Genomic DNA, 25,170 nt, shown 5'->3' with positions numbered 1-25,170 from the left:
CCGCCGACCATGGTCGGCGCTACCGGGCTAGGTGGCAGGATGCGAAGACTTCCGCCTGAACCTGCGTGACATCCACTCCCCCAGATCATCCACCACCGTGAACGCGGCCGGGATCACGATCAGGCTGAGCAGCGTGGAGGTGATCAACCCACCGATCACCGCGATCGCCATCGGCGCGCGGAAGCTGGAGTCACCCGCAAAACCCAGCGCGATCGGCATCATGCCCGCGCCCATCGCAAGGGTGGTCATGATGATCGGCTGTGCACGCTTGCGGCAGGCATCCACCAGTGCATCGTGCTGGCTCATGCCGTGCTCGTCCTCGGCGATCACCGCGTAGTCCACCAGCAGAATCGAGTTCTTGGTGGCGATGCCGATCAGCATCAGCAGGCCGATCAACGCCGGCAGCGACAGCATGTTCTGGGTGATCAGCAGCGCACCGAACGCACCACCGGCGCACAGCGGCACCGCCGCCAGGATGGTGACCGGCATCAGCGCATGGTTGAACAGCAGCAACAGCACCATGTAGATGCAGACCAGACCGGCCGCCATGGCCAGCATGAAGCCGATGAAAAGCTCCACGAACACTTCGGCATCGCCGGTGTTGAGGAAGCTCACGCCCGGCGGCAACTGCTTCACCCCAGGCAATGCCTGCACTTCGGCCATCACCTCGCCCAGCGGACGGCCGTTGAGTTCGGCGGTGAGGGTGACGTTGCGCTGGCGCTGGTAGCGCGAGATCTGCGACGGGCCACTGCCCTGCTGGATATCGGCCACGGCCGCCAGCGGCACCGGACCATCGCGCCCCGGTACGCGCAACTGGCTGATCAACGCGGGGTTGGCCAGCGTCGCTTCGGCGAAGCCCACACGGATCGGCACCTGGCGGTCCGGCAGGTTGAGCTTGGCCAGGCGCTGTTCGTAGTCGCCTGCGGTGGCGATGCGCGCAGCTTCGGCGATGTCGGCCGTTGCCACGCCCAGATCGGCGGCGCGCGCCGAGTCCGGGACGATCTGCACTTCCGGCCGCAGCAGCGAGGCGGTGGAGCTCACGCTGCCCAGCCCCTGGATGCCGCGCAGGTCGCGCTCCAGCGCGGTGGAGGCCTCCTGCAGGCGCTGCGGATCATCACCGGACAGCACGAGTTGCAGCAGGTTGCCCGGTTCGGAACTCACGTAGCTCACGCGCACGCCGGGCAGGTTGGCCAGCTTGTGCCGGGCCTCGCGTTCGAGTGCGCGCTGGTCGCGGTCACGGTCATCGGCCGATCCCCAGTCCAGCACCAGCGTCGCCTTGCGCGGCTCGCCCACGCCGGTGGCGCCGGGGTCGCCGAGGTCCAGCACGCTGCCCACGGCGGTGTAGACCTGCTTCAGTTCCGGCATGTCGGTGAGCAGCGCGCGGGCACGTTCGGCCACCGCCACGGTGTCCTGCAGGCGCGTGCCGGGCGGCAGTTCCAGGTTGAGGTTGCTGCGGCCCAGGTCGGACTGCGGGATGAAGGTGGCCGGGATGAACGGCACCAGCCCCAGCGAGGCCACGAACAGGCCGGTGGCCAGCCACAGCGTGCGGGCACGGTGGCGCAGCGCTGCATCCACCCAGCCCAGGTACCAGGCCATCAGGCGCGAATCCGGCTTCTCTTCGCCGTGTGGCTTGAGCAGGTAGGCAGCCATCATCGGGGTGAGCAGGCGCGCCACCAGCAGCGAGAACAGCACTGCGGTTGCGGCTGTCCAGCCGAACTCACGGAAGAACTTGCCGGCGATGCCGGGCATGAAGGCCACCGGCACGAATACCGCGGCCAGCGTCAGCGAGGTGGCGATGACCGCATTGCCGATCTCGCCGGCGGCTTCGCGCGCAGCTTCCAGTGGCGGCTTGCCCATGCGCAGGTGGCGCACGATGTTCTCGATTTCCACGATGGCATCGTCGACCAGGATGCCGACCACCACCGACAACGCCAGCAGGGTGATGATGTTCAGCGTGAAGCCGAAGAAGTACATCACCGCGAACGTGGGAATGATCGACAACGGCAACGCCAGCGCGGCCACCCAGGTGGCACGCCAGTCGCGCAGGAACAACCACACCACCAGCAGGGCCAGCAGCGCGCCCTCCCACAGCATCGTCATCGACGAATCGTAGGAGCGGTGGGTTTCGTCGATGGCGGTGGTGACCAGCCGGAAATCAATGCCGGGATGGTCCGCCTTGATCTTGTCCAGCGCGGCATGCACGCCGGCTTCCACCTTGACCTCGCTGGAGCCGCGCGTACGCGACATGGAAAACGCCACGACCTGCTTGCCATCAAGCAGCGCCGCTTCGGTCGGGTCGGCGGCCGCGTCGGTCACCGTGGCCAGCGTGGAAAGACGCACCGCGCGGCCATCCGGCAGCGCGATGGAATAGTCACGCAGCGCCTGCGCATCGCCTACCGTGCCCAGCGTGCGGATGGTCTGCTGGGCGCCCTCTATCTCGGCCTTGCCGCCCGCGCGCTCCACCTGGATGCGCGCCAGCTGCTGGGAGACATCGCCGGCGGTGATGCCCATGGCGATCAGCGCGTTGGGGTCCAGGTCAACGCGTACCTGGCGCTCCACACCGCCCACCCGGGTGACCTGGGCCACGCCGGGTACGCCGTACATGGCGCGCGCGATATCGCGGTCGACGAACCAGCTGGCTTCGTCGCTGCTCATGTGCGGCGCGACCAGCGCGTAGGTCATCAGCGAGCCGCCGATATCGACTTTGGAAATGACCGGTTCCTGGATGTCCTGCGGCAGGTCGGTGCGGATGCGCGTGACCGCATCGCGGGTGTCATCCAGCGCCGTGGCGAGGTCCGCTTCCAGCTGGAACTCGATGGTGGTGGTGCTGACGCCCTCGCTCACCGAGGACATCACGCGCTTGACGTTGTTGACGGTGGCGACGGAGTCTTCGACCTTGCGCGTGACCTCTGCTTCCAGCTGGCTCGGCGAGGCGCCGGGCTGGGTCACCGTCACGGTGGTCATCGGGAAGGCGATGTCCGGGAAACGCGCTACCGGCAACTGGTAGAAGCCCCAGAGTCCGGCCACGCACAGCACGAAGAAGATCAGCAGCGCGGGGAGCGGGCGCTTGATCGCCCAGGCGGAAAAATTCATTGCGCAGCCGCCTTCGCATCGCTGGCCTTCGGCGTGGTGACCACGCGCACGCGGTCGCCCTCACCCAGGAAGCCCGCGCCGTCCACTACCACCTGGTCGCCGGCCTTCAGGCCTTCCAGGATGGCGGTGCGGCCCTGCACGGCCTGCCCGGTGCTGACGCGGTGGCGGCTGGCCTGCTGCTTGTCGGTGACGGTGAACACGTAATTGTGGCCGTCGCGCTGCACGATCGCCGCGGTCGGGATGGTCAGCGCCTGCCCGTCACCGGTGACGATGCGGCCTTCCACGTAGACGCCGGGCTTGAGCGGCCCGGGCGTGGGCAGGTCCGCGTACAGGGTGCCGGTGCGGGTCTGCGCGTCCACGCCGGGGGTGACCGCGCGGATGCTGCCGGTGACCACCTGGCCTGCGTAACGCAGTTCGATGGTGTTGCCTACGGCGACGTCGGCCAGCTGGTTTTCCGGCAGTTCGGCGCGCCATTCCAGGCGACCATCGCGGATCAGGCGCAGCAGCTCGGTGCCGGCCGACACCACCTGGCCGGGCTGTACCAGCCGCTTGGAGATCAAGCCATCGGCCGGCGCGCGCAGGTCGGCGAAGTCACGCCGCAGCTTGGCCGCATCGCGCGCGGCACGGGCGGTGGCGGTCTGCGCTTCGGCATTGATGCGGTTGGCGCGCAGCTCGTCCAGGCTGCTGGCGCTGATCAACTGCTGGGCGGCCAGCTTGGCGCTGCGCTCGTAGTTCATCCGTGCCAGTTCCTGCGAAGCCTGCGCCTGGCGCAGCGAGGCATCGGCCTGCGCCAGTTCGCTGTCCAGCGTGCGATGGTCCAGCTGCAGCAGCACCTGGCCTTTCTTCACCCACTGGCCCACGTCCACCGGCAGCGCGGTGACCCGCTGGCCGCTGATTTCCACGCCCAGCTGCATTTCCTCGTAGGCAGTGACCGGCCCGGACACCAGCACCGTGCGCGCCATCGCCTGCTGCTGCGCGGGCGCCAGCGATACCGGAAGCGCCGAGCTGTCGGCTGCGGTTTCATCGGCCGCTTCGTCCTTGCCACCGCAGCCGGCGAGCAGGAAAACCAGCAGGATCAAAAAGGGTGCACGCATGAGTGGCTTTCCGTATGGAGGCATCAGGTTCAAAAGGAATCCGGGCGTCAGGGGGTGCGGCCAAGCCGCAGTTCGATGCCGTCCAGCATCAGCGCCAGGCCCTGTTCAAAACGGGTATCGAAATCGACTTCGCGCCAGACCTCGCGCGCTTCCCAGCAATGCGGGAAACGCTGCTCGGCCAGCGCCATGAACGCCTCGCCCAGCGCTTCCATGCTGCCATCGCCGGGCCAGGACTGTTCTTCGATGACATACCCCATCGTGTAGTACACAAGGTCCATCGCCGTGGTGGCGGCGAAGCAGGCCGATGCCCCGGCGCCAACCAGTGCGGCGATGCTGGCCTCGCCCACCCGCAGCACGTTCTCGGTGGCCAGGAAGGTCCCGGCATACACCCGTGCGCCGTCACGCCGCGCCTTGAACGCGACGCGGAACTCGCGTGCGATCTGCAGCAGGGTCTGGCGCCAGGACTGGCCATCGGGGATGGCCTGCGCCACGTCGGCGATCATCGCGTCGGCCATGGCGTCGATCAGCGCCTGCTTGCTCTTGAAGTGCCAGTACAGCGACGGCGCACGGATGCCCAGCGAGCAGGCCACCTTGCGCAGGGTGAGGCCCTCCAGGCCGGCCTCGTCGAGTATCCGGAAGGCCGCCCCGACGATCTGTTCGCGGGCAATCGGTTGGCGCACGAAGTTTCTACCTAACGTTGTTAGGGGGCGAATCTAACAGTGTTAGGTTGGCCGCCGCAAGCGCCCGGTGGGGTGACGCCCCGCCGTGGTGGGTGACGACCCGTTTCGGTGGGGTGACGACCTGCTTCGGTGGGTGACGACCGTTGGTCGTCACGCCTTTGCCGCTGCCTGAACCATCCGCCACTTGGACACCCTCGGTAAGTCGCCTGTAAGTCAGCCCCGGCAAGACTCGGCGCACTCTCCCCCGCGAAGTCCTTCCGATGCTCAAGTACGTAGTGTCCGTTCCCTTCCTGCTGCCGGCCGCGGCCCTCGCGCAGAACACCTCCAGCACCGGCGATCTGCTGGCCAAGGCGGAGAACGACCGCTGGTCGATCGGCGTGGCCGCCGCGGCCAGGCAGAGCCCGTATGCCGGCGAAGGCACCCGCGTGCGTCCGCTGCCGCTGGTGACCTTCGAAGGCGAGCGGATCTTCTGGCGCGGCGTGAGCGGCGGCGTGCACCTGTTCAAGGGCGAATCGTTCACCCTGGATGCCGTGCTGGCCGGCCGCTTCGACGGCGTCGACATCAAGGATCTGGGGCGCCGCGAGCTGGCCGACAACGGGGTCGATCGGACCCTGCTTGAGGACCGCGACGACGGCCTCGATGCGGGCCTGGCGGCCAGTTGGAGCAGCCGTGCCGGCGAGTTCAAGCTGAGCGCAGTGGCCGATGTCACCGATACCAGCGGCGGCTACGACATCGCCGCCGATTATGCGTACGCCCTCACCTGGGGACGTACCACCCTCGTTCCGGGGGTCGGGGTGCGCTGGATGTCCGGCGACGTGGTCAAGTATTACCATGGCACGCTGGATGAAGAAGTCGCACGCGGTGTGGCACGCTACCAGCCGGGATCGGCGGTGGTACCGCAGATCAGCGTCGGCTTCTCGCGTCCGCTGGGCGACAAGTGGCGCCTGATGGGCGGGGTCGACTACAGATTCCTGCCGAATGAAATCACCGACAGCCCGATGAGCGAGCCCGATACGGATGGCTCGGCTGGCCTGCGGATCGGCATCACCCGCAGTTTCTGACCTCCCGCCCCCCGGTATCGTCCTGCATGCCACCGCCCCCGCTCGCTGCCCTGCCCAACCGCATCGCCCTGATCGAAGACCATCCCCGCCTGGCCAGCCTGGTAGAGCGCGGGCTGGGCGCGGCGGGCATTGCGGTGGATGTCTACCCGGGGGTGGAAACAGCCTGGCATGCGCTTGCGCGGCACGGTTATGCGGCGGCGGTGATCGACCGCGGCCTGCCGGATGGCGATGGCCTGGACCTCGTACGCCGGATGCGTGCGGCCGGCAACCGAATTCCCTGCCTCATGCTGACGGCCCGCGATGGCCTGCACGATCGCGTCGATGGACTCGATGCCGGGGCCGATGATTATCTTCCCAAGCCCTTCGCCATTGAGGAGCTGACCGCACGCGTGCGTGCGCTGATGCGACGTCCATCGGAACTGCGCGAGCTGGATGTGTCCCACCAGGGCCTGTACGTGAAGGCTGCGGAAGGCTGCATGCGCTGCGGCGACGAGCAGATCAGCCTGGCCCCGGCGGAGCTGCAGATCATCCTCTCGCTGGTGCACGCCGCTGGCCAGGTGGTCCGCCGCAGCACGTTGGAAGCGGCCGCGTGGGGTGTTGGTGAAGCGGTGACCCCGAATGCGCTGGACGTGGCGCTGCACCGGCTGCGCCGCAAGCTGGCGGCCATTGAATCGGGCCTGTCGGTGGTGAACGTGCGCAACCTAGGCTTTGCGCTGCGGATAGCCGATGCTTCCGCGTAGCCTCAGTGCACGCCTGATGCTGGCCACGCTGTTGGCGCTGCTGGCCGCAGCGGCCGCCGCGGTTGCGGTCACCGCCTGGGTAAGGATGAGCACGCCGGAAGACGCCGTGCGCGAGGAACTGCTGGAAGAGGTCGATGAGGTGCAGGCAGGCCTTCGGCCGGATGTCGCTGGCAGGCTGCACGTGGTGCTGCCGCCACAGGCCGGCAACGTATACGACGCCATGCCCCGTGATGCGGCCTACTGGATCACCGACGCGCAAGGCCGCACGGTCGCCAGCAGCCGCCCCAGTCCCGCGCTGGACGCATTGAAGCGCGTTGCTGCCGGCGCAACGCGGATGACCGTCCCCAACCCCGGGGGAGACATCGCGCTGCAGGTGATCCACGCCCGGATCGATCATGCCGGAACCTCCTACGTGGCAAACATCGCACGCAGCGACCGGCTGGTGATCACCCTGAAAAACCATGCAGACAAGCTGTACCTGCGTGCCGGCGCGGCGGTGGTCATCCTCGCCCTGCTGACCTTCGCGCTGGTGATCACCCTCACCGTCAACCGCATGCTGCGGCCGCTGCGGCAGGCCTCCCGCGTGGCGGCGCGGGTCGGTCCACGCAACCTGGACGCACGCCTGCGCAGCGACGGGCTGCCCTCCGAAGTGGTGCCGTTGATCGATGCGTTCAACGCCGCGTTGGAACGCCTGCAACAGGGCTTCCGCGTGCAGCAGGACTTCCTTGCCGCCGCCGCCCACGAACTGAAAACCCCCCTCGCACTGCTGCAGGCCGAGATCGAACTCAGCGGCGCCCCCAACGCACCGCTGCTGCTGCGTGACACCGAACAGATGGCGCGCCAGGTGCACCAGCTGCTGCACCTGGCCGAAGTCAGCGAGGGGCATAACTACACGTTCACGCCAATCCACCTGCGCGCGGTAGTCAGCGATACCGTGGACTATCTGTCACGGCTGTCCGCGCAGCACGCGGTGCATGTGGCGGTGCTGCCGGCCAGCGTGCCCTCGACTGCCGTGGAAGCCGATGCGTCGGCGGTGTTCGTGCTGGTCAAGAACCTGCTGGAGAACGCGCTGCACCATTCCCCGGCGGGCAGCACGATCACCATCGCACTTCAGCCGGATGGCTTCAGCGTGCGCGACCAGGGATGCGGCATCGCTGAGGCGGACCGTCCACACCTGTTCAAACGCTTCTGGCGCGGCACTGCCCGGGACGGCCGCGGTGCCGGACTGGGCCTGTCCATCTGCCTGGAAATCTGCCTGTCGCATGGGTGGGCGATCAGGCTTGAGCCCGTCAGTGGCTCATCCGGCGCGTGTTTCGTGGTGGAAACCAACGGCGGAGTGGAATGATCAGCCGACCACTTCGCCATCTTCCTTGGTGAATGGCCTGGTGATCGGCGGCAGGATCTGCAACACCACGTCCGAAGGCCGGCACAATCGCGTTCCCATGTCAGTCTGCACGAAGGGGCGGTTGATCAGGATCGGATTGGCCAGCATCGCATCCAGCAAGTCGTCATCACTGAGGGTGGCGTCGTCCAGACCGAGCTCCAGGTAAGGCGTACCTTTCTGCCGGATGGCATCGCGCACGCCAAGGCCAGCAGCCGTGATCAGGTCAACCAGCCGGCTCCTGTCCGGCGGATCGGCGAGATACTCGATCACCTCAGGCTCAATGCCTGCATGACGGATCAGCGCAAGCGTATTGCGCGAGGTTCCGCAGCGGGGGTTGTGATAAATCACCGCGTTCATGCGTTTTCCTGTTCAGACGAAGACCCACGCCAGCATGCCACCGGCGGGCAGAAAACCCAGAATCACAAATACGCCCAGGCACCCCGAACCACCGCCACGTCCCTGGCCGGCATACGTATCGTGCTCACGTCGGGGCTGGGATTGCAGCCACTTCAGGTGACAGGGCGGGCAGAAGAACCGTGTTTTCCCACGACGCCATGCTTCGATGGTGCGATTGCTGTGTCGGCTGGCGGTGTTGCAACGTCCACATTTGAACACCATGTGCGGTGGCTTGCGCTTGGGCCAGAATGATCCCAACAGCCCCAGAATGACGACTGCGGCAGCGACGCCTGCAAGGATGGTTTCCGGGCTCACGAAGCGTCCTTTCTGTCAGCGGTTCCAACCACGGGTTTCAATGCGGGCCCTGCGATCCATCCCCCTGCACAGGGCGCGCCCGGGCTCACTATATTCAACCGAGGCGTAATTGGCAGCATCCCTGCGCTGGTGACCCCGGGCCCGGGTGTGACAAAGCGTCGCAGCAGGCAGGTAAACGGCCCTCTCACGCGCTGATCCCGCTGGCTTCCCCTAGAATCCAAGTCGTGCGCTCGCCCCTCTTCCACCGCTGGCTCCACGCCTGGGCATGCCTGGCCATGGCCCTGGTGATGGTGGCGCCGCTGATCAGCCGTTCGCTGGCGGAGCATCCCGCGCCAACGGCTGCCCTGGCGCCGGTGGAAGCTGCCGCGAACCCGCACATGGGCAGCGCACACGATATGCACCATGGCATGCAGCACGCCATGCATCACGACATGACGGCAGCGCAGTCGCCGTCCCACGCCGCTTCGAGCGAGTCCGTAGCGCCCGCCTCCGCCGATCCCCACGCCAAGCATGAGATGGGCGTGGAGTGCGACTACTGCCTGATTGCTGCGCGGATGATCAGCCTGCTGGTCGCGCTGCTGCTGTTGCTCACCGTCTGGCCCGCAGCCTTCGGCACGATCGCGGCACGTCACCCGAGGCGGACCGCTCCTGCGCTGGGCACGCTGGGCGCCCGCGGTCCGCCCGCCATCGCCTGCTGATTCAGTCCCCGGCCTGCGGCTGCATGCTGCACGTCGAGGCATGACTGAACCCCCGACTTCCCTTCCACCGGGCTGACGCACCGGATCTTCTGCCTGTCCCGACCGCCCCCGGTCGCGGCATTTCGATGTTGTGGACTATGAAAAAATTTCAACCAAAGCACCCGCTGCCAACGGCGATCCTGGCGGCACTGACGTGCACGGCCGCCCTACCTTCGGTGGCAGTCGCGCAGGATGGAACCGCACTGACGTTGGGCACCGTCCAAGCCCGCGCGACGGCGCCGCGGGAGCTGCCGGCACGCCTGGTGTTCACTTCGGTGGACGTCATCGGCGGTGACCTGCTGCAGCGGCAGAAAGTCGACCACAGCTGGGAGCTGCTGATGAACGCCCCCGGCGTGCAGGTGACCCAGTTCAAGATGGGCACCGATGCCGGCCGCTTCTCCTTCCGGGGCTTCAACGGCGAAGGCCGCATCAACGCGGTCAAGCTGCTGATCGACGGTATTCCCAGCAATGACAATGCTGGTGGGATGCCCTACCTGGATGCGGTGTTCCCGCTGGACATCAGTGCACTGGAAATCGTCCGCGGCACCAACGATGCCCGCTATGGCCTGCATGCCATCGCCGGCGACGTGAACGTCCTGACCCGCCAAGGTGGTAACGACGGGCAGGCTAGCCTCACCGTCGGCAGCTTCGGCACCCGCGATATCCAGATCGCCAAGGGATTCGAAAAGGGCGCGTGGACGCAGAACTATTTTGTCGGCTGGCGCGGCTCCGAGGGTGAGCGCGACCATGCCGAAGCCAACCAGCGCAGCTTCGCCGGCAAGTGGTTCCATACCAACGAAGAAGGCCAGTGGCGTGCGGGGTTGAGCACCCGCTATTACAAGAACACCGCACTGGAAGCCGGCTACCTGAGTTACGCCGAAGTGCAGGCCAATCCAAGGCAATCCCCCGATTACGCGCGCGATGACCGAAGTGAGCGCCGGACCGTGCAGACCTCACTGCACGCCGATGGCCAGCTGGACAACGGCTGGAGCTGGAATGCCAAGGCCTACCAGAATGACTACCGCAACCAGCGCTGGGTGACCTTTACCGCCGGCGGCGCACAGCAGGAGCGCTTCAACGACGAGACGCACCGCGGCGTGATCCTCAACACCACCTGGCGCCCTGCTACCTCGCTGGCGGAGTTGGTGCTGGATGCCGGCGTTGACGCGCAGTGGCAGGACAATCTCGCCGCCCGCTACCGCACCGTGGCACGCCAGCGCCAGAGCACCCTGCGTGACTGGAGCTTCGACCTCCAAACGCAGGGCGCGTATGTGCAGGCCGTGATCAAGCCGGTTGAAGCGCTCAAGATCGTACCGGCCTACCGGGTGGACCACATCGACGGAGGGTTCCACAACCGCGCCGATGGCAGCCATGCACCCGCTTACAACTATGGCCTCATCGAGCAGCCGAAGCTGAGCCTGTCCTACGACCTGGGCGCCCGCACCGTGGCATATGCCAACTGGGGCCGCACGTTCCAGATCGGCAGTGGCAACGGTGCTTACCGTATCCAGGCCAACAACCTGCTGCCCTCGCGCAATGAAGGCTGGGAAAGCGGGCTCAAGTGGACGCCGCTGCCGGGGCTGCAGACCCGCGTGGCGTACTGGGAGCAGCGCGCATCGGATGAAGTGGCCACCATCCTGGGCGTCAACGGCGCGATCGGTGCCAATGAAGTCGGCAACGTCGGCCAGACGCTGCGGCGCGGCTGGGATGCCCAGCTGAGCTGGCAGGCCAACGAACAGTGGCGGGCCTGGGGTTCGTATTCGCGCCAGAAAGCGGTGATCACCGTGGCCGACCCGAGCGCGCCGCAGACGCGTGGCAGGCAGATCGAGAACGTGCCGAACTGGCTGGCCAGTGCCGGCGTGGAGTACGCGCCGCGTGCGGACTGGAGCTTCAGCGCATGGGGCAACGGCCAGGGCGATTACTTCGTGGAACGGAGCAATACGCTCGGCCGTCATGGCGGCTACGTGCTGATGAACCTGAGCGCGACCTACCACGTGGACGACCGTAACCGCGTGGCCCTGCAACTGAAGAACGCGACCGACCGTTTCTATGTGTATGCCTGGTATGACAGCGGTTCCTCCGGTTACTCACCCGGTGATGGACGCGCGCTCTACCTGAGCTGGACACGGGATATCTGACATGCAGACCACGCCTACCCGCAGCCCGACTGATCGCTGGCGCTTCCATCGTGCAGTGTGGCGGTGGCACTTCTATGCCGGCCTGTTCGTGCTGCCGTTCATCGCATGGCTGGCGGTGACCGGTGCGGCGTATCTGTACCAGAAACCGATCGACCGCTGGATCCACCACGATCTGAAAGTGGTGGAACCCGCACGGGGCACGCCCACATCAGCGAGTGCCCAGATCGCCGCCGTTGAAGCCATCACAGCAGGACAAACGTTCCGTTACACCCTGCCCGAGCGCGTCGATGGCAGCGTGGAAATCGGCGTGCAGCAGGCCGATGGAGCGCGCGATGTGTACTACGTCGACCCCGGCACCGCGCGGGTGCTGGGCTCGCTGCCGGACAAGGGCACCTTCTCCGGCGTGGTGCGCAGGCTGCACAGCCTGGACCTGATCGGAAGCTGGGCCAGCGCGTTGATCGAAATCGCCGCGGGCTGGGCGATCCTGCTGGTGATCACCGGGGTTTTCCTGTGGTGGCCGCGCGGGCAGCGTGGCGGCGTCAGCAGTGTGCGCGGGCGACCTGCACAGCGCCTGTTCTGGCGTGACCTGCATGCGGTGACAGGCGTCTGGGTCGGCGCGGCGCTGCTGTTCCTGGCCCTGACCGGCATGCCGTGGTCGCTGGTCTGGGGCAAGCAGGTCAACGTCTGGGCAAACGGCCAGAACGTTGGATACCCGGCTGGCGTGCGGGTGGATGTACCGATGTCCGACCAGCGCCTGGCCGATACCACCGCCACCAGCTGGTCGATGGAGCAGGCAAGGCTGCCCACCTCGCAGCACGCCCATGCGCAGCACGCCGCGCCGCCACAGCAGCAGGCGCACGAGGGCCATGAAGGTCACGGCGGCAGGGTGTCCGGGGATCTCGCCCCGCAGCCCGGAGCCATCGGCATCGATGCCGCGCTGGAGCGCTTCAACGGGATGGGCATGGCACCCGGTTACAGCGTGGCGCTGCCGCGTGGCCCGATGGGGGTGTACTCCGCGTCGGTCTATCCAGAGCGGGTCAGCCTGCAGCGTGTGGTGCACATGGACCAGTACAGCGGGCGCATCCTGCTGGACATGGGGTACGCCGACTACGGCGCGCTCGGTCGGGGACTGGAATGGGGCATCAACGTGCACCTGGGCCAGCAATACGGCACCTTCAACCGGCTGGTGCTGCTGCTGGCCTGCGCGGCGATCTTCCTGCTGTGCGTCAGCGGTGCGGTGATGTGGTGGAAACGCCGTCCCGCCGGTGGCATCGGCATCCCTCCCCTGCCGCATGCGAAACGCACGGTCGCCATCGTGTTCGCGCTGCTGTGCATCGGCGGCATGCTGTTCCCACTGATGGGGCTGTCGCTGCTGGTCATCGGCGTGCTCGATTTCATCCTGACCCGCGGCTGGCGCAGCAGCTAGCGGCGAAACGCTGCTTCCTGCGCCCCGTCGTCGAAGCAGGAAACCAGCAGTTCGGTCAGCGCCCGCACCTTCAGCGAGGGGTGCGGGCCCGGCGGACGGATCACGTAGATACCGGCTGCCGGCGGCGGATAACGCGGCATCACCGGCACCAGCGTGCCCGCATCCAGGTACGGCTGGGTGAGTCCATCGGGCAGCCAGGCGATGCCTCAGCCCGGCCACCGCCGCGGCAATCAGCGCAGTGCCGTTGTCAGCCTTGAAGCGCCCACGCGGATGCACGGTCACCACGGCATCGCCATCGCTGAACTGCCAGGCTTCGGTGCCCTGCATCAGCGCCTCGTGGGCCAACACTTCGTCCGGCGTTTCCGGCGCGCCATGCGCCGCCACATACGCCGGACTGGCGACGAGCCTCCCGTACAGCGGTCCCACGCAGCGGGCGATCAGGTTGGAATCGGGCAGGTAACCCACGCGGATCGCGCAGTCGAATCCCTCCGCCACCAGGTCTGCGAAGCGGTCGCTGTAGGACGCGTGCACATGCAGTTGCGGATGGCGCCGCGCCATCTCGGCGAACACCGAAGCGAAGTGGGTCGGGCCAAACGTCAGCGGAGCGGCAACCCGCAGGCGGCCGCGCAGGTCACCACTGGGCAGGATCGCATCGCGCGCCGCATCGATCTCCGCGCAGGCCTTCGCCGCATGATCGCGGAAGGTGGCACCGGCTTCGGTCAGCGCCGCACCGCGCGTGGTGCGTGCCAGCAGCTGCACACCCAGCTCCGCCTCCAGCCGGGCCAGCCGCCGGCTGACGATCGACTTGGACACATTCAACCGGCGCGCGGCAGGCGAAACGCCCCCTGCGTTGGCCACTTCCACGAACGTGCGCAGTTCTTCGATATCCACCGTGACCTCCCGGATCCACTCGCCAGCCTGACACACGCCGGGCCCATCCCGCGTTCCGCATTGTGCGACACAGCTTGGCAGTAAAGGGTTCTACCGCCCCGGACGAGGGGATGACAAGGTTCGGGTTCGCTGCACACCCCTCTGCAACAGGATGACTCCATGACCTTCCGCAACGGCCTTTCCTCGCTGCTCCGCCCAGAAGATTCCGTGCTGGTGCTCATCGACCACCAGCCCTACCAGCTGGCAAACCTCAACAGCCACGACCCGCATGCCGTGGTGAACAACGCGACGGCGCTGGCCAAGGCAGCCAAGGCCTTCAAGGTGCCGACCATCCTGACCAGCGTGATCGCCGACCGCGGCGGGCTGATCTTCCCGCACATCACCGATGTTTTCCCCGGCCAGGACGTCATCGACCGCACCTTCATCAATACCTGGGAAGACCCGAAGGTGGTCGATGCGGTAAAGGCCACCGGCCGCAAGCAGCTGATCATCGCCGGCCTGTGGACCGAAATCTGCGTGGCGATGCCGGTGATCCAGGCGCTGGGCGAAGGCTGGGATGTCACCGTGATCACCGATGCCTCCGGCGCAGTTTCGGTGGAGGCCCACCAGGTGGCGATCCAGCGCATGATCGCGGCCGGCGCCAACATGATGACCTGGATGGCATTGGCTGCCGAATGGCAGCGCGACTGGGCGCGCACCGAGCACGCCGCCGAACTGACCGAAGTGCTCAAGCAGCACGCCACCGGCAGCGGAATCGCCTACCTGTGGGAACAGCAGCTGCTCAACACGCCGGTGCCGCCGAGCGCGGGTTGATACACCGCGATCCGATGCGGGAAACCGGTAGCGCCGAGCCATGCTCGGCGAGCGCGCAGCGCGACATTGCTAAAAAAAATGCCCGGCATGGCCGGGCATTTTGTGCAGCGCGTGACGACCAACGGTCGTCACCCACCGGGGCGAGGAATCGTCACCCACCGATTCCGCGTCGGATCAATTACTTGATCAGGCGCAGGGTGAACGGGTAGCGGTAGGCTTCGCCGTTGTTGGACTTCACTGCGGCGATGATGCAGAAGACCACGTTCAACACGCCGACCACCGGCATCAGCAGCGCGCCGATGAAGACGATCATCAGCACCACGCAGATCGCCATGGCGATGGCGATGGTGATCTGGAAGTTCAGCGCTTCCTTGGCCTGGTCGGTGACAAAGGCCTTGCTGGCGTCGTCCTTGTTGATCAGCCAGATCACCAGCGCGCCGATGAACCAGGTGAAGATGCCCAGCAGGTGCGCGGCCAGTGCCATGGTGCGCTGGTCGGCCGGGGCCGGCTCCACGCTGGACGGCGGCGGCGGCGGGGCGGTGACGTTGTCGAATTCGCTCACGGAAAACTCCTTTTAAGGTATAGGGTCGGCGCGACCCACTCCCCGTGGGCCGTCGCAGCCCGGCAAGAGTACGCCAATAACGACGTCAGTCGTTACCGGCGACCGTCATTTTGCCGATCAGCAGCGAGCCGATGGCGATGTGCGATCGTACGTCCACGTCGCTGCCGATCGCCTCGATGGACTGGAACATGTCGCGCAGGTTGCCGGCGATGGTGATGCCGTCCACCGGGTACAGGATCTCGCCATTCTCAATGCGGAAGCCGCCGGCACCACGCGAGTAATCGCCGGTCACGCCATTGACGCCCTGCCCCATCAGCTCGGTCACCAGCAGCCCGTTGCCCATCTGCCGGGCGATGGCATGCAGGTCCAGCCCCGGTGCGCTGGCGGCCACCTGCAGGTTGTGCACGCCACCGGCGTTGGCGGTGGTCTGCAGGCCCAGCTTGCGCGCCGAATAACTGCCCAGGATGTAGCGCTGCAGCACGCCATCGCGCACGATCGCCGAGGTCCGGGTCGCCACGCCGTCGCCATCGAAGGCGGCCGAGCGGCGGCCACGACGCAGGTGCGGCAGCTCGTCGATCTGCATCCATGCCGGGAACAGGGAGGTGCCCAGGCTGTCCAGCAGGAAGCTGGACTGACGGTACAGCGCGCCGCCTGAAATCGCCGACAGCAGGTGGCCGACCAGACTGCGCGCCACTTCCGGTGCGAACAGCACCGGCATGCTGCTGGTGGCCATCGAACGCGGCTGCAGCCGGGCGATGGTGCGCTCGGCGGCCTTGCGGCCCACCGCGGCCGGGTCTTCCAGGTCCTCGCGGGCCAGCGCGCTGGTATACCAGCCATCGCGCTGCATGCCGTCGCCCTGCCCGGCAATCAGCGCCACGCTGATTGAATGGTGAGTGCCACGCTCGCGGCCGAAGAAGCCGTGCGAGTTGGCATACACCGACAGGCTCTGCCCGGTCGATGCCGAGGCGCCATCGGTGTTGCTGATGCGCGCATCGCTGTCGCGGCCGGCCGCCTCACAGGCCAGCGCCAGGTCGATGGCCTGGTCGGCCTGCAGCGCCCATGGGTGCCAGCTGTCCAGTTCCGGGAATTCGCGGGCCATCAGCTCGGCGTCGGCCAGGCCGGCGGCGGCATCGTCTTCGGTATGCCGGGCGATCGCGCAGGCCTGCTCCACCGTGGCCACCAGGCTGGACGGCTGCAGGTCGGCAGTGCTGGCGCTGCCCTTGCGCTTGCCGAAGTAGACGGTGACCGCGATCCCCCGGTCGGCGGTGGATTCCACCGTCTCCACCTCGCCCAGGCGCACGTTCACGTCCAGCCCGCGGTCCTCGCTGCAGGACACTTCAGCCTGGCTGGCCCCCAGCCGGCGGGCGTGGTCCAGCAGCTGCTGGGAGATATCGGCCAGCTGTTCCAGCCGGGCCTCGGTGCCAGCGGCAGCGGCCGCTTCAGGGGCGATGACGTTCAATGCTTTATCCTGTACAGGTTGGGCCCGGCACTGCGCCAGGCGACGTATTTACGAAAGTAGGAAAGACGATGCGCGGACGCGACGAAGAAACCGGTGAATTCCACGATAAAAGCCGCAAGCAGAAGCGCAATGAAGCGCTGGACGTGCTTGCGCTTGGCGAAAAGCTGGTTTCGCTGACTCCCGCGCAGCTGGCGCGCCTGCCGGTGCCGGAAGACCTGCTGCCGCACATCGCCGAATGCAAGCGGATCACCGCCCACATCGCGCACAAGCGGCAGCTGGCGTTCCTGGCCAAGCACATGCGCCGGGAAGAAGAGTCCACGCTGGATGCCATCCGCGAGGCGCTGGACGCCAACAGCGATACCGGCCGCCGCGAAGTGGCGATGATGCACCGGGCCGAAGACTGGCGCGAAAAGCTGATGAGCGATGGCGACGCCGCGTTGTCCAAGCTGCTGGACGAATACCCGCAGGCCGACCGTCAGGAGCTGCGCACGCTGGTGCGCAACGCCCAGGCCGAGAAAGCCAAGAACAAGCCGCCGCGCGCCTACCGGGAAATCTTCCAGGTGCTGCGTACGCTGATGCTGCCGGCCGCGCTGGGGCTGATCGTGGCCGACAGCGGCGAAGACGCCGAAGCGGTGGAAGACGACGCGGACGACAGCCAGGACTGAGGCCTGCACTGCCGGAAAAGCCGCCGAGCATGGCTCGGCGCTACCGGGCAGGGATGCCGCCGAGCATGGCTCGGCGCTACCGGGCAGGGATGCCGCCGGGAAGCCTGCGGCGCTGCCGGGCAGGGGCACCGCCGGCATCACGCCTGGGTGCCACCCACGGTGAGTCCATCGATCAGCAGCGACGGCTGGCCCACGCCGACCGGTACGCTCTGGCCGTCCTTGCCGCAGATGCCGACGCCCTGGTCCAGCGCCAGGTCGTTGCCGATCATGCGCACCTTCTGCATGGTCTCCGGGCCGTTGCCGATGATCGTGGCGCCCTTCACCGGCGCGGTGATGCGACCGTCTTCGATCAGGTAGGCCTCGGTGGCCGAAAACACGTATTTGCCGCTGGTTATATCGACCTGGCCGCCGCCGAAGTTCACCGCGTACAGGCCCTTCTTGACCGAGCGGATCATCTCTTCCGGGTCATGCTGCCCGGCGCGCATGTAGGTATTGGTCATGCGCGGCATGGTCAAGTGCGCGAACGATTCGCGGCGGCCGTTGCCGGTCGGTGCCATGCCCATCAGGCGCGCGTTGAGTGAATCCTGCATGTAGCCGACCAGGATGCCGTCTTCGATCAGCGTGGTGCACTGGGTGCGCTGGCCTTCGTCATCGATGTTGAGCGAACCGCGCAGGCCTTCCAGCGTGCCGTCATCGACGATGGTCACCCCCGGCGAGGCCACCCGCTCGCCCAGGCGACCGGCATACACGCTGGTACCCTTTCGGTTGAAGTCGCCTTCCAGGCCATGGCCGACCGCTTCGTGCAGCAGCACGCCGGGCCAGCCCGGGCCGAGCACCACCGGCATCACGCCGGCCGGTGCGGGTACCGCGTCCAGGTTCACCAGGGCCTGCCGCAGCGCTTCGCGGGCGAAGGCTTCCGGACGGCCACTGGCAAACAGTTCGGTGTAGTCATAGCGACCACCGCCACCGGAATAACCGGATTCACGACGGCCGTTCTGCTCCACGATCACCTGCACGTTCAAGCGCACCAGCGGGCGGATGTCCGCGCCCAGCACGCCGTCGCTGCGTGCGATCAGGATGGTGTCCACGCCGCCGGACAGGCTCACCATCACCTGCTTCACGCGCGGGTCGGCGGCACGCAGGTAGGCATCCAGCCGCTTGAGCACTTCCACCTTGGCTTCGTTGCCCATGCTGTCCACCGGATCCAGCGCCGGGTACAGCGCGCGCGCATCACCGCGCAGCAGGGACTTGCCGGTCTGCGCCCCACCCTCGCGCGAAATCGCGCGGGCCGAGTGCGCCGCGTTGGACAGCGCGTCGCGGTGGATGTCATCGGAGTAGGCGAAGCCGGTCTTCTCACCGGAAATCGCGCGCACGCCGACGCCCTGTTCAATGGAATGCGCACCGTCCTTGACGATGCCATCTTCCACGCTCCAGCTTTCGCGGCGGGCGTGCTGGAAGTACAGGTCACCGAAGTCGATGCCCGGGCCCAGCAGGTGGCCGAAGGTGTTTTCCAGGGTGCCTGCATCCAGCCCAGCGGGCTGCAGCAGGCGGTCGGTCGCGAGGGTTAGGGCGTTATCGGTCATGAGCTTCAATCTGGGGGCAGAACGCGGCCATGGCAAGCCGCGTCACGCGGGGGGAGTGCCGAGCGCTCAGCGCGCGGTCGGCTTGGGCGGCGGCGGCACGGACGCATCGCGCTCCACCACCTCCACTTTCGGGTCTTTCCAGGGGCCGGTGACGCGGTAGGTCTTGGCCCCGATTTCGCCCAGCGGCTTGGACAGCACCGCATTGGTGGCCGCGCCGAGCGCGGCGCCCACCGGGCCGCCGGCCACTGCGCCGACCACGGTCAGCAGGTTGCCCGAGCGCGGGTTGACGTCGATGGTCTGGTCGAACTGCTGCGCGCGCAGGTCGGTACGGCCGCGGATACGGATGTTGGCGGCTGGACCTTCGATCATCACCTTGTCGGTGGTGGCCGATCCATCGGCGAAGGCCAGCGTGCCGGCGATCTGGTTGAACGCAAAGCCCTTGGAGAAGAAGTCGCGGAAGTCCAGCATCAGCCGGCGCGGCAGCTGGGTGATGCTCAGCAGGCCCAGCACGCGCCCCGCACCGGGCTCCAGTTCCAGCAGCTGGCCGTTGCGTGCATCGACCTTCATGCTGCCCTGCAGGTTGCCCAGCTGGAAGTCCGACGGCCCACCGGCCCAGCCGGCCTGCAGGTCGATGCTGCCCTGCCCGCCACGCAGCTGGCCACCGTAATCCAGGTCGCGCAGCAGGTCGCCGAGGTCTTCGCTGCGCACCTGCGCGGTGAGCTCGGTGCGTGCGGCAGGCCCCTTGCCCAACCAGCTGCCACGGACATCGATGGCCTGTTTCGGCGAACGGAAATCCAGTTGCTGCACGCGCAGGCCGTTGGCAATGGGCTGGGTGCGCACCACCGCCTGGCCGAGGTTGATCTTGCCGAACTGCAGGTCGGCGATGTCCAGCGACAGCGGCGGAATGGCGGCTGGATCGGTGTCGTTGGCGCTGGCCTGGACGCGCGCCGCCATCACTTCACCATCGGGCATCACGATCGGCGCGCCATCGCGCGGACGCGGCTGCGCCGGGCCCGGCAGTGACTTCCAGTGCACGCGCTGCAGGGCGCCGCTGATGGTGCCGCCGCTGGCGTTGGGAACCTGCAGCTGGCCGGCCAGCGAGGGGCCGTCCAGACGCACGTCCAGGTGCTCGGCGGTCGGCCGCAGCTGCAGGCGGGTCTGTTCGAACACCCCGCCGATCAGCAGCAGCTGTGCCACCTGCACATCCACCGAACGCAGCGGCATCGGGTCGCTGGGCGTGCCGTCGTCCTTGCCATCGCCGGCCGAACCACGCGCCAGGGATATCCATTCGAGCGCATCCAGCGAGCCGCTTCGGCCATTGACCGCCAGTCCGCTGGCCGGCGGATCGCGGTCCACCCGGGCACTGCCCAGCGTGACCTGCACGCCGGTCTGGCCTTGGTGCGTGCGCGCGGCCAGTGCCAAGCGCTCGCCGAAGGCCACGTCGATGCGGCCATCGCCCATCGGCAGCTGCGCCGCCACGCGGGTATCCAGCGCCTCGGCGGCTGGCTTGTCCAGCGGCGCCGGCAGGCTCAGCGTGGTGCCCACCAGGGCGGACTGCAGGTGCAGGCGTGCCGGCGGGGTCGGCGCTGCCTGGCCGCCGGCTGCCGCGGTCGCAGCCACCGCCTTGGGCATGTCCACGCCGATCTTCCAGTCCGAACGGCCTTCGATGTAAGGCTTCAGCCAGGCCATTTCCGGAGCGCGGTCCAGCAGCGTGCCGGCGTCCAGGTTGGCGACCAGTTCCGATTCGAAGGCCAGCTGCGGATCACGCACGAAGCCACCGGCGCGCAGGCTCAACGTGCCCGGCGCGCCAAGGTGGCGCACGCTGAGGTTGTCGGCCCCGAAGCCGCCACCGGCGTACCTGGCGCTGCCGCGCACGTCCTCGAAATCCAGTGCATAGCGCTTGTCGGACAGCTTCACGCCATCCAGCGCCACGCTGCCCTGCAGGTGCCCGGGCTGGCCGGGATGCAGCGGCTGCAGCAGGTCGAAATCCACATTCGCCGGGCCGCTGGCGCTGAGCGCATCCAGGGTGTCGCCGTATTGGCCGTGCAGCGGACTGCGCCGCAGCACGGCCAACAACCGGCTGGCTTCGCTGCGACTCTGCGCGCGCACGTACAGCGGAGTCTGGCCGAAGTCCTCGATCCCCGCTTCCATCGCATCCACGTTGACCCCGGCCAGGTCGCCGCGGCCCTTGAGCGAAAAGCCCGGGCCGATGAAGGCGATGTCCGCATCCACCTGGGTCATGTCCGGCCAGGTCTTCTGGAAGCGGATGGTGCCGTCCTCGATATGGCCGGTGGCCTCGAAGCGGCCGTTGTTGCGGTCGAACGGCCAGTCGTCCAGGTCACCGGTGACCAGCCCGATGCCGTTGCGCACGCGGCCGGACTGCAGCGCGGTATCCAGCCAATCGCGCGCGTTTGCGCTCATCTTCGAACGGATCCAGAAGCGCTTGGCGGCGGTCATCGGCACATCGTCGATCTTCGCCGCCAGCTGCATCCACGGCCGCGTACCGTCGCCCTGGAACCACAACCCGCCGCGCACGTCGGCGGCGTAATCGGTGCCCTGCACGCGCAGCGCCGGAGTGCCGATGCGCCAGCCACCGGCTTCGTCGTGCCAGCCCACCACTTCACCGGCCAGGCGCACGTCGTGACGCACGCCGAAGCCCTTCGGCCAGTCGAACTGCAGTTGCTGCTGCGGCTGCAGCTGCAGCGAAAAACCCTCGGCGTCGCCCTGGAAGCGGCCGCCTACGCCGGCCAGTCCCGGCCCGCCGTCCACGCTGGAAAACGCCAGTGTTTCCAGATCACCCTGCACCCACAGCGCACCGTTGCGTTCGCCGTGAGCCTGCAGCGAACGCACGCGCACCTGCGGGTGGGCGCGGTACAGCCAGTCGCGCAGCCCGGCGTCGACCCGATCGGTCAGTGCCAGTCCGCGCAGCAGCACGTTGCCATCCACGTTGTCGGCGACCAGCGCCATGTGCTGCCCGGCACCGACCAGCAGGCCATCAAGCACCTGTTCGCGGCCCTCGGCACGCACCCGTAGCAACGGCGCCTGTGCGCGCCAGCCACCTTCGCTGTAACGCCAGCGCGCGCGCATCTGCAGGCGCTCCACGTCCAGCGTAGGCCGCGCCACATGGGCCGTGGGCGCGCCGGCCAGGTGCAGCGCGGTCAGGTCGGAATCGGTGGTGACCATCACCGGGCGGAAGTCACGCAGGGCCACCCAGGCATTGAGTTCACCGCGGCCCTGCAGCACCTGCACGCCGGCACCGGACAACAGCGACGACCACGCCTGCAGGTCCACCGGATCCCCGCCCAGCCAGGCCTCGCCGTTACCCTTGCGGCGGTCCACGTCCAGCACCGCCGACAGCGGCAGCGCGTCTTCCCTGGCCCACGCCCGCACCCCCACGCGCAGGCGGTCACCGTTGACCCGCAGCCGCACGTCCAGCCGCGGCAGGGTCGCCTGCAGCCCCAGCGAAGGCGCGTCCACGGTCAAGCGACCGCGTTCGACCTGCAGTTCACCAAGGCGCCGCAGCGCCTCCAGCGGATCGCTACCCGGCCGGCCCGGCAGGCCGCGCACGCTCCAGCGCCCGTCGTCGGCTCGCTGCAGAGTGAGTGCCAGTCCGCGCAGGCGCAGTTCGGTCAACGAGCGCCCTGGCAGCAGGCCGGCGTACATCGCCACCTGCACTTCGGCCTGGCCCACGCGCAGGCCATCGCCGGCCCCGATGCGCAGGCCATCGAGTTGCAGGAGTGGGCCACGGCGGGTCCACTGCGCTTTCAGGTCATCAAAGCGCACCGGCTGGCCGGCACGTGCGGTCAACCATGCGGCAATCTGTTCCGGGTTCCGCTCAGCCAGCGGAAGCAGCTGGCTGAAGGTACCCACCAGCAACGCCACCGCCACCAGGGTGATGGCGGACGCGTACAGGGCAAGACGGCGGATCCTTCGCAGTCGCAGGCGCGGCGGCGCGCTCATCGGCCCTGGCCGGCAACCGGCCGGTAAAGATCAGAGCAGGACCACATCGAATTGTTCCTGCAGGTACTGGTCGTCCGCCTGGAAGCGGATGCTCTTGCCGAGGAATTCTTCCAGCTCGGCAACGGCGGTCGATTCCTCGTCGGTGATGCGGGCCACCACCTTCGAGGAGGCGATCACCAGCAGGCGCGCCGCTTCGAACTGGCGCACCGCACGGGTGATCTCGCGGAAGATTTCGTAGGTGACCGTTTCGGTGGTCTTGATGCTGCCACGGCCACTGCATTGCGGGCAGGTTTCCGACAGCTGGCGCTCCAGGCTCTCCACGGTGCGCTTGCGCGTCATCTCCACCAGGCCCAGCGGCGAGAAGTCGTACACGGTGGTCTTGGCATGGTCGCGGGCCAGTGCTTTTTCCAGCGTGCGCAGCACCTGGCGACGGTGCTCGGCGTCCACCATGTCGATGAAATCGATGATGATGATGCCGCCCAGATTGCGCAGGCGCAGCTGCCTGGCAACGGCCTGCGCCGCTTCCAGATTCGTGCGGTAGACGGTTTCTTCCAGGTTGCGCTGGCCGACGAACGAACCGGTGTTGACGTCGATGGTGGTCATCGCTTCGGTCTGGTCGATCACCAGGTAGCCGCCGGATTTCAGCGGCACCTGCTTGTCCAGCGCACGGCCGATCTCGTCCTCCACCCCGAACATGTCGAAGATCGGGCGGTCACCGGCGTACAGCTCCAGCTTCTCGGCCAGCACCGGCATGTACTTGGCCACGAAGGCCTGCAGCTGCACGAAGGTTTCCTTGGAATCGACCTTCACCTTGTCCACGTCCTTGCGGATCAGGTCGCGCACCGAACGCAGCGGCAGGCTGAGGTCTTCATAGATCACGCTGCACGAAGCGGCCTCGCGGCCGCGCCGCTCGACCACGTTCCATACCCGCGACAGGTAGGCCACGTCTTCGGCAATCGCTTCGGCCGGCTGGCCTTCGGCGTTGGTGCGCACGATGTAACCGTAGCCGCCGTGCTGGGCCGACAGTTCGGTCACCAGCGCCTTCAGCCTTGCGCGCTCGCCTTCGTCTTCGATGCGCGCCGAAACGCCGACCACCTTGGACTGCGGCAGCAGCACCATGTAACGCGAGGGGATGCTGATCTGGGTGGTGAGGCGTGCGCCCTTGGTCCCGATCGGGTCCTTGACCACCTGCACCACGATGTCCTGGCCATCGCGCAGCAGCTCCACGATCGGCACGCTGGAGGGCGGCGGCAGGGTGGTGCCATCGGTGTCCGGGCTGGCCACCGGGGCCGGCCGCACCACGTCGTTGGCGTGCAGGAACGCGGCGCGCTCCAGGCCCACTTCAACGAACGCGGCCTGCATGCCGGGCATCACCCGCTGCACCTTTCCCTTGTAGATGTTGCCGACCACGCCGCGCCGCCAGCCACGTTCGATGTGCAGCTCCTGCAGCATGCCGTTCTCGATCACCGCCACCCGGGTTTCGCGGGGGGTTACGTTGACCAGTATTTCTTCAGACATGTACGGCAGCCTCCGTGGCGGCAACAGGGTAGGAAGGCAAGCCGGCGCCGGCCAGCAGCCGGTCGGTCTGGTACAGCGGCAATCCCATCACGCCGGAATAGCTCCCGGCCAGATGGGTGATGAAGCGCTCTGCTTCTCCCTGGATGGCATACGCACCGGCCTTGCCGAACGGCTCGCCGGTGGCCACGTAAGCGGCGATGTGGGCCTGCTCCAGCGCGGCGAAGGTGACCTCGGACACCACCAGGTCCACCGACAGGCCGCCGGCAGAAGCCAGCACCACGGCGGTCATCACCTGGTGGGTGCGGCCGGACAGCGCGGCCAGCATGGCGGCGGCATCCTCGGCATCGGCCGGTTTGCCGAACACGCGCTCACCCAGCACCACTTCGGTATCCGAGCCGACCACCACCGCTGCGGGATCGGCGGCCAGCACGTGGGCCAGTCCTGCGCGGGCCTTGTCGACGGCTACCCGCTGCACGTAGTCGCGCGGCGTTTCGCCAGCCGCGCGCACTTCGGCCACGTCCAGGTCCAGGGTCTGGAACGGACGGCCAAGGCGGGCAAGCAATTCACTGCGGCGGGGCGAGCGGGAGGCAAGATAGAGCATCGACACAGCATACCCTGCGCGCAGGGCCTGAATCGCAGGCAACGTGCCGCGGCC

20 protein-coding genes and 1 pseudogene are annotated in these 25,170 nt (G+C 67.5%); 8 read left to right on the top strand and 13 right to left on the bottom strand.

The features are described 5' to 3' along the window. Positions 1-27 precede the first annotated feature (27 nt). The 3 genes from ACI2JH_RS16055 to ACI2JH_RS16045 are packed head-to-tail and all read right to left on the bottom strand — an operon-like array spanning position 28 to position 4,867. The gene (locus ACI2JH_RS16055; protein WP_404736684.1) at positions 28-3,093 is read right to left on the bottom strand and encodes an efflux RND transporter permease subunit; all 3,066 of its coding nucleotides are present in this window, start codon (positions 3,091-3,093) and stop codon (positions 28-30) included. Next, the gene (locus tag ACI2JH_RS16050) at positions 3,090-4,187 is read right to left on the bottom strand and encodes an efflux RND transporter periplasmic adaptor subunit (RefSeq protein ID WP_182657124.1); all 1,098 of its coding nucleotides are present in this window, start codon (positions 4,185-4,187) and stop codon (positions 3,090-3,092) included. Before ACI2JH_RS16050 ends, ACI2JH_RS16055 begins: the two co-directional genes overlap by 4 nt. Positions 4,188-4,234: 47 nt before the next feature. Beyond that, complete coding sequence (locus ACI2JH_RS16045; RefSeq protein ID WP_319277174.1) at positions 4,235-4,867, bottom strand: TetR/AcrR family transcriptional regulator C-terminal domain-containing protein; 633 nt, start codon at positions 4,865-4,867, stop codon at positions 4,235-4,237. Between the two features lie 260 nt (positions 4,868-5,127). Between ACI2JH_RS16045 and ACI2JH_RS16040 the strand changes: the two genes are divergently transcribed. The 3 genes from ACI2JH_RS16040 to ACI2JH_RS16030 are packed head-to-tail and all read left to right on the top strand — an operon-like array spanning position 5,128 to position 8,013. Continuing rightward, positions 5,128-5,928 (top strand): MipA/OmpV family protein, encoded by an 801-nt coding sequence (locus ACI2JH_RS16040; RefSeq protein ID WP_404736683.1) that lies wholly within the window; start codon positions 5,128-5,130, stop codon positions 5,926-5,928. A gap of 26 nt (positions 5,929-5,954) precedes the next feature. Continuing rightward, positions 5,955-6,668 (top strand): response regulator transcription factor, encoded by a 714-nt coding sequence (locus ACI2JH_RS16035; protein WP_182657121.1) that lies wholly within the window; start codon positions 5,955-5,957, stop codon positions 6,666-6,668. Then, positions 6,655-8,013, top strand: coding sequence for a sensor histidine kinase (locus ACI2JH_RS16030; protein ID WP_404736682.1), 1,359 nt, complete (start codon positions 6,655-6,657; stop codon positions 8,011-8,013). The genes ACI2JH_RS16035 and ACI2JH_RS16030 overlap by 14 nt, the downstream gene beginning before the upstream one ends. Here the strand turns inward: ACI2JH_RS16030 and arsC are convergent, their stop codons facing one another. Together arsC and ACI2JH_RS16020 are read right to left on the bottom strand one after the other, a co-directional pair. Next, a complete protein-coding gene (gene arsC, locus ACI2JH_RS16025; protein WP_191770409.1) occupies positions 8,014-8,409 on the bottom strand; it encodes an arsenate reductase (glutaredoxin) in 396 nt (131 codons plus the stop codon). Positions 8,410-8,421: 12 nt separating this feature from the next. Beyond that, positions 8,422-8,763 carry a hypothetical protein gene (locus ACI2JH_RS16020; protein WP_182657118.1) on the bottom strand — a complete coding sequence of 114 codons (342 nt, stop codon included), beginning with the start codon at positions 8,761-8,763 and terminating at the stop codon, positions 8,422-8,424. 275 nt (positions 8,764-9,038) lie between these two features. Here ACI2JH_RS16020 and ACI2JH_RS16015 point away from each other — a divergent pair, with 275 nt between their 5' ends. From ACI2JH_RS16015 to ACI2JH_RS16005, 3 genes are all read left to right on the top strand, one after another. Next, the gene (locus ACI2JH_RS16015) at positions 9,039-9,461 is read left to right on the top strand and encodes a hypothetical protein (protein ID WP_404736700.1); all 423 of its coding nucleotides are present in this window, start codon (positions 9,039-9,041) and stop codon (positions 9,459-9,461) included. Between the two features lie 137 nt (positions 9,462-9,598). Beyond that, positions 9,599-11,638 carry a TonB-dependent receptor gene (locus ACI2JH_RS16010; RefSeq protein WP_404736681.1) on the top strand — a complete coding sequence of 680 codons (2,040 nt, stop codon included), beginning with the start codon at positions 9,599-9,601 and terminating at the stop codon, positions 11,636-11,638. A 1-nt stretch (position 11,639) separates the two neighbouring features. Next, positions 11,640-13,064 carry a PepSY-associated TM helix domain-containing protein gene (locus ACI2JH_RS16005; RefSeq protein WP_404736680.1) on the top strand — a complete coding sequence of 475 codons (1,425 nt, stop codon included), beginning with the start codon at positions 11,640-11,642 and terminating at the stop codon, positions 13,062-13,064. Here ACI2JH_RS16005 and ACI2JH_RS16000 read toward each other — a convergent pair. Next, positions 13,061-13,213 (bottom strand): hypothetical protein, encoded by a 153-nt coding sequence (locus tag ACI2JH_RS16000; RefSeq protein ID WP_404736679.1) that lies wholly within the window; start codon positions 13,211-13,213, stop codon positions 13,061-13,063. The two genes, ACI2JH_RS16005 and ACI2JH_RS16000, sit on opposite strands and share 4 nt — an antisense overlap. A gap of 118 nt (positions 13,214-13,331) precedes the next feature. Further along, a pseudogene (locus ACI2JH_RS15995) lies at positions 13,332-13,922 on the bottom strand (LysR family transcriptional regulator); the annotation flags it as partial. A 192-nt stretch (positions 13,923-14,114) separates the two neighbouring features. Between ACI2JH_RS15995 and ACI2JH_RS15990 the strand changes: the two are divergent. Then, positions 14,115-14,768: an isochorismatase family protein gene (locus tag ACI2JH_RS15990; RefSeq protein ID WP_182657113.1), complete on the top strand. Its 654-nt coding sequence runs from the start codon at positions 14,115-14,117 to the stop codon at positions 14,766-14,768. Between the two features lie 178 nt (positions 14,769-14,946). On the opposite strand, the gene ACI2JH_RS15985 is transcribed toward ACI2JH_RS15990, so the two are convergent. Further along, on the bottom strand, positions 14,947-15,330 hold the full coding sequence (locus ACI2JH_RS15985) for a DUF4870 domain-containing protein (protein ID WP_042612249.1): 384 nt from the start codon (positions 15,328-15,330) through the stop codon (positions 14,947-14,949). A gap of 85 nt (positions 15,331-15,415) precedes the next feature. Further along, entirely contained in the window at positions 15,416-16,789 is a 1,374-nt protein-coding gene (gene pmbA, locus ACI2JH_RS15980) for a metalloprotease PmbA (protein ID WP_404736678.1), read from the bottom strand. Positions 16,790-16,857: 68 nt separating this feature from the next. Here pmbA and yjgA point away from each other — a divergent pair, with 68 nt between their 5' ends. Continuing rightward, positions 16,858-17,454 carry a ribosome biogenesis factor YjgA gene (gene yjgA, locus ACI2JH_RS15975; protein ID WP_042612247.1) on the top strand — a complete coding sequence of 199 codons (597 nt, stop codon included), beginning with the start codon at positions 16,858-16,860 and terminating at the stop codon, positions 17,452-17,454. A 137-nt stretch (positions 17,455-17,591) separates the two neighbouring features. Here yjgA and tldD read toward each other — a convergent pair whose 3' ends face one another. From tldD to ACI2JH_RS15955, 4 genes are all read right to left on the bottom strand, one after another. Then, on the bottom strand, positions 17,592-19,037 hold the full coding sequence (gene tldD, locus ACI2JH_RS15970) for a metalloprotease TldD (protein WP_319277156.1): 1,446 nt from the start codon (positions 19,035-19,037) through the stop codon (positions 17,592-17,594). Between the two features lie 66 nt (positions 19,038-19,103). Next, positions 19,104-22,997: a YhdP family protein gene (locus ACI2JH_RS15965; RefSeq protein ID WP_404736677.1), complete on the bottom strand. Its 3,894-nt coding sequence runs from the start codon at positions 22,995-22,997 to the stop codon at positions 19,104-19,106. Between the two features lie 30 nt (positions 22,998-23,027). Further along, complete coding sequence (rng, locus tag ACI2JH_RS15960) at positions 23,028-24,515, bottom strand: ribonuclease G (RefSeq protein ID WP_042612244.1); 1,488 nt, start codon at positions 24,513-24,515, stop codon at positions 23,028-23,030. Further along, positions 24,508-25,116, bottom strand: coding sequence for a Maf-like protein (locus ACI2JH_RS15955; RefSeq protein WP_349999569.1), 609 nt, complete (start codon positions 25,114-25,116; stop codon positions 24,508-24,510). The genes rng and ACI2JH_RS15955 overlap by 8 nt, the downstream gene beginning before the upstream one ends. Positions 25,117-25,170 lie beyond the last annotated feature (54 nt).

Source organism: Stenotrophomonas sp. NPDC078853, assembly GCF_044901215.1.
Taxonomy (GTDB): Bacteria; Pseudomonadota; Gammaproteobacteria; order Xanthomonadales; family Xanthomonadaceae; genus Stenotrophomonas; species Stenotrophomonas lacuserhaii.
Note: the sequence above shows the minus strand (reverse complement) of the source record. Positions and strands in the feature narration are given on the sequence as shown.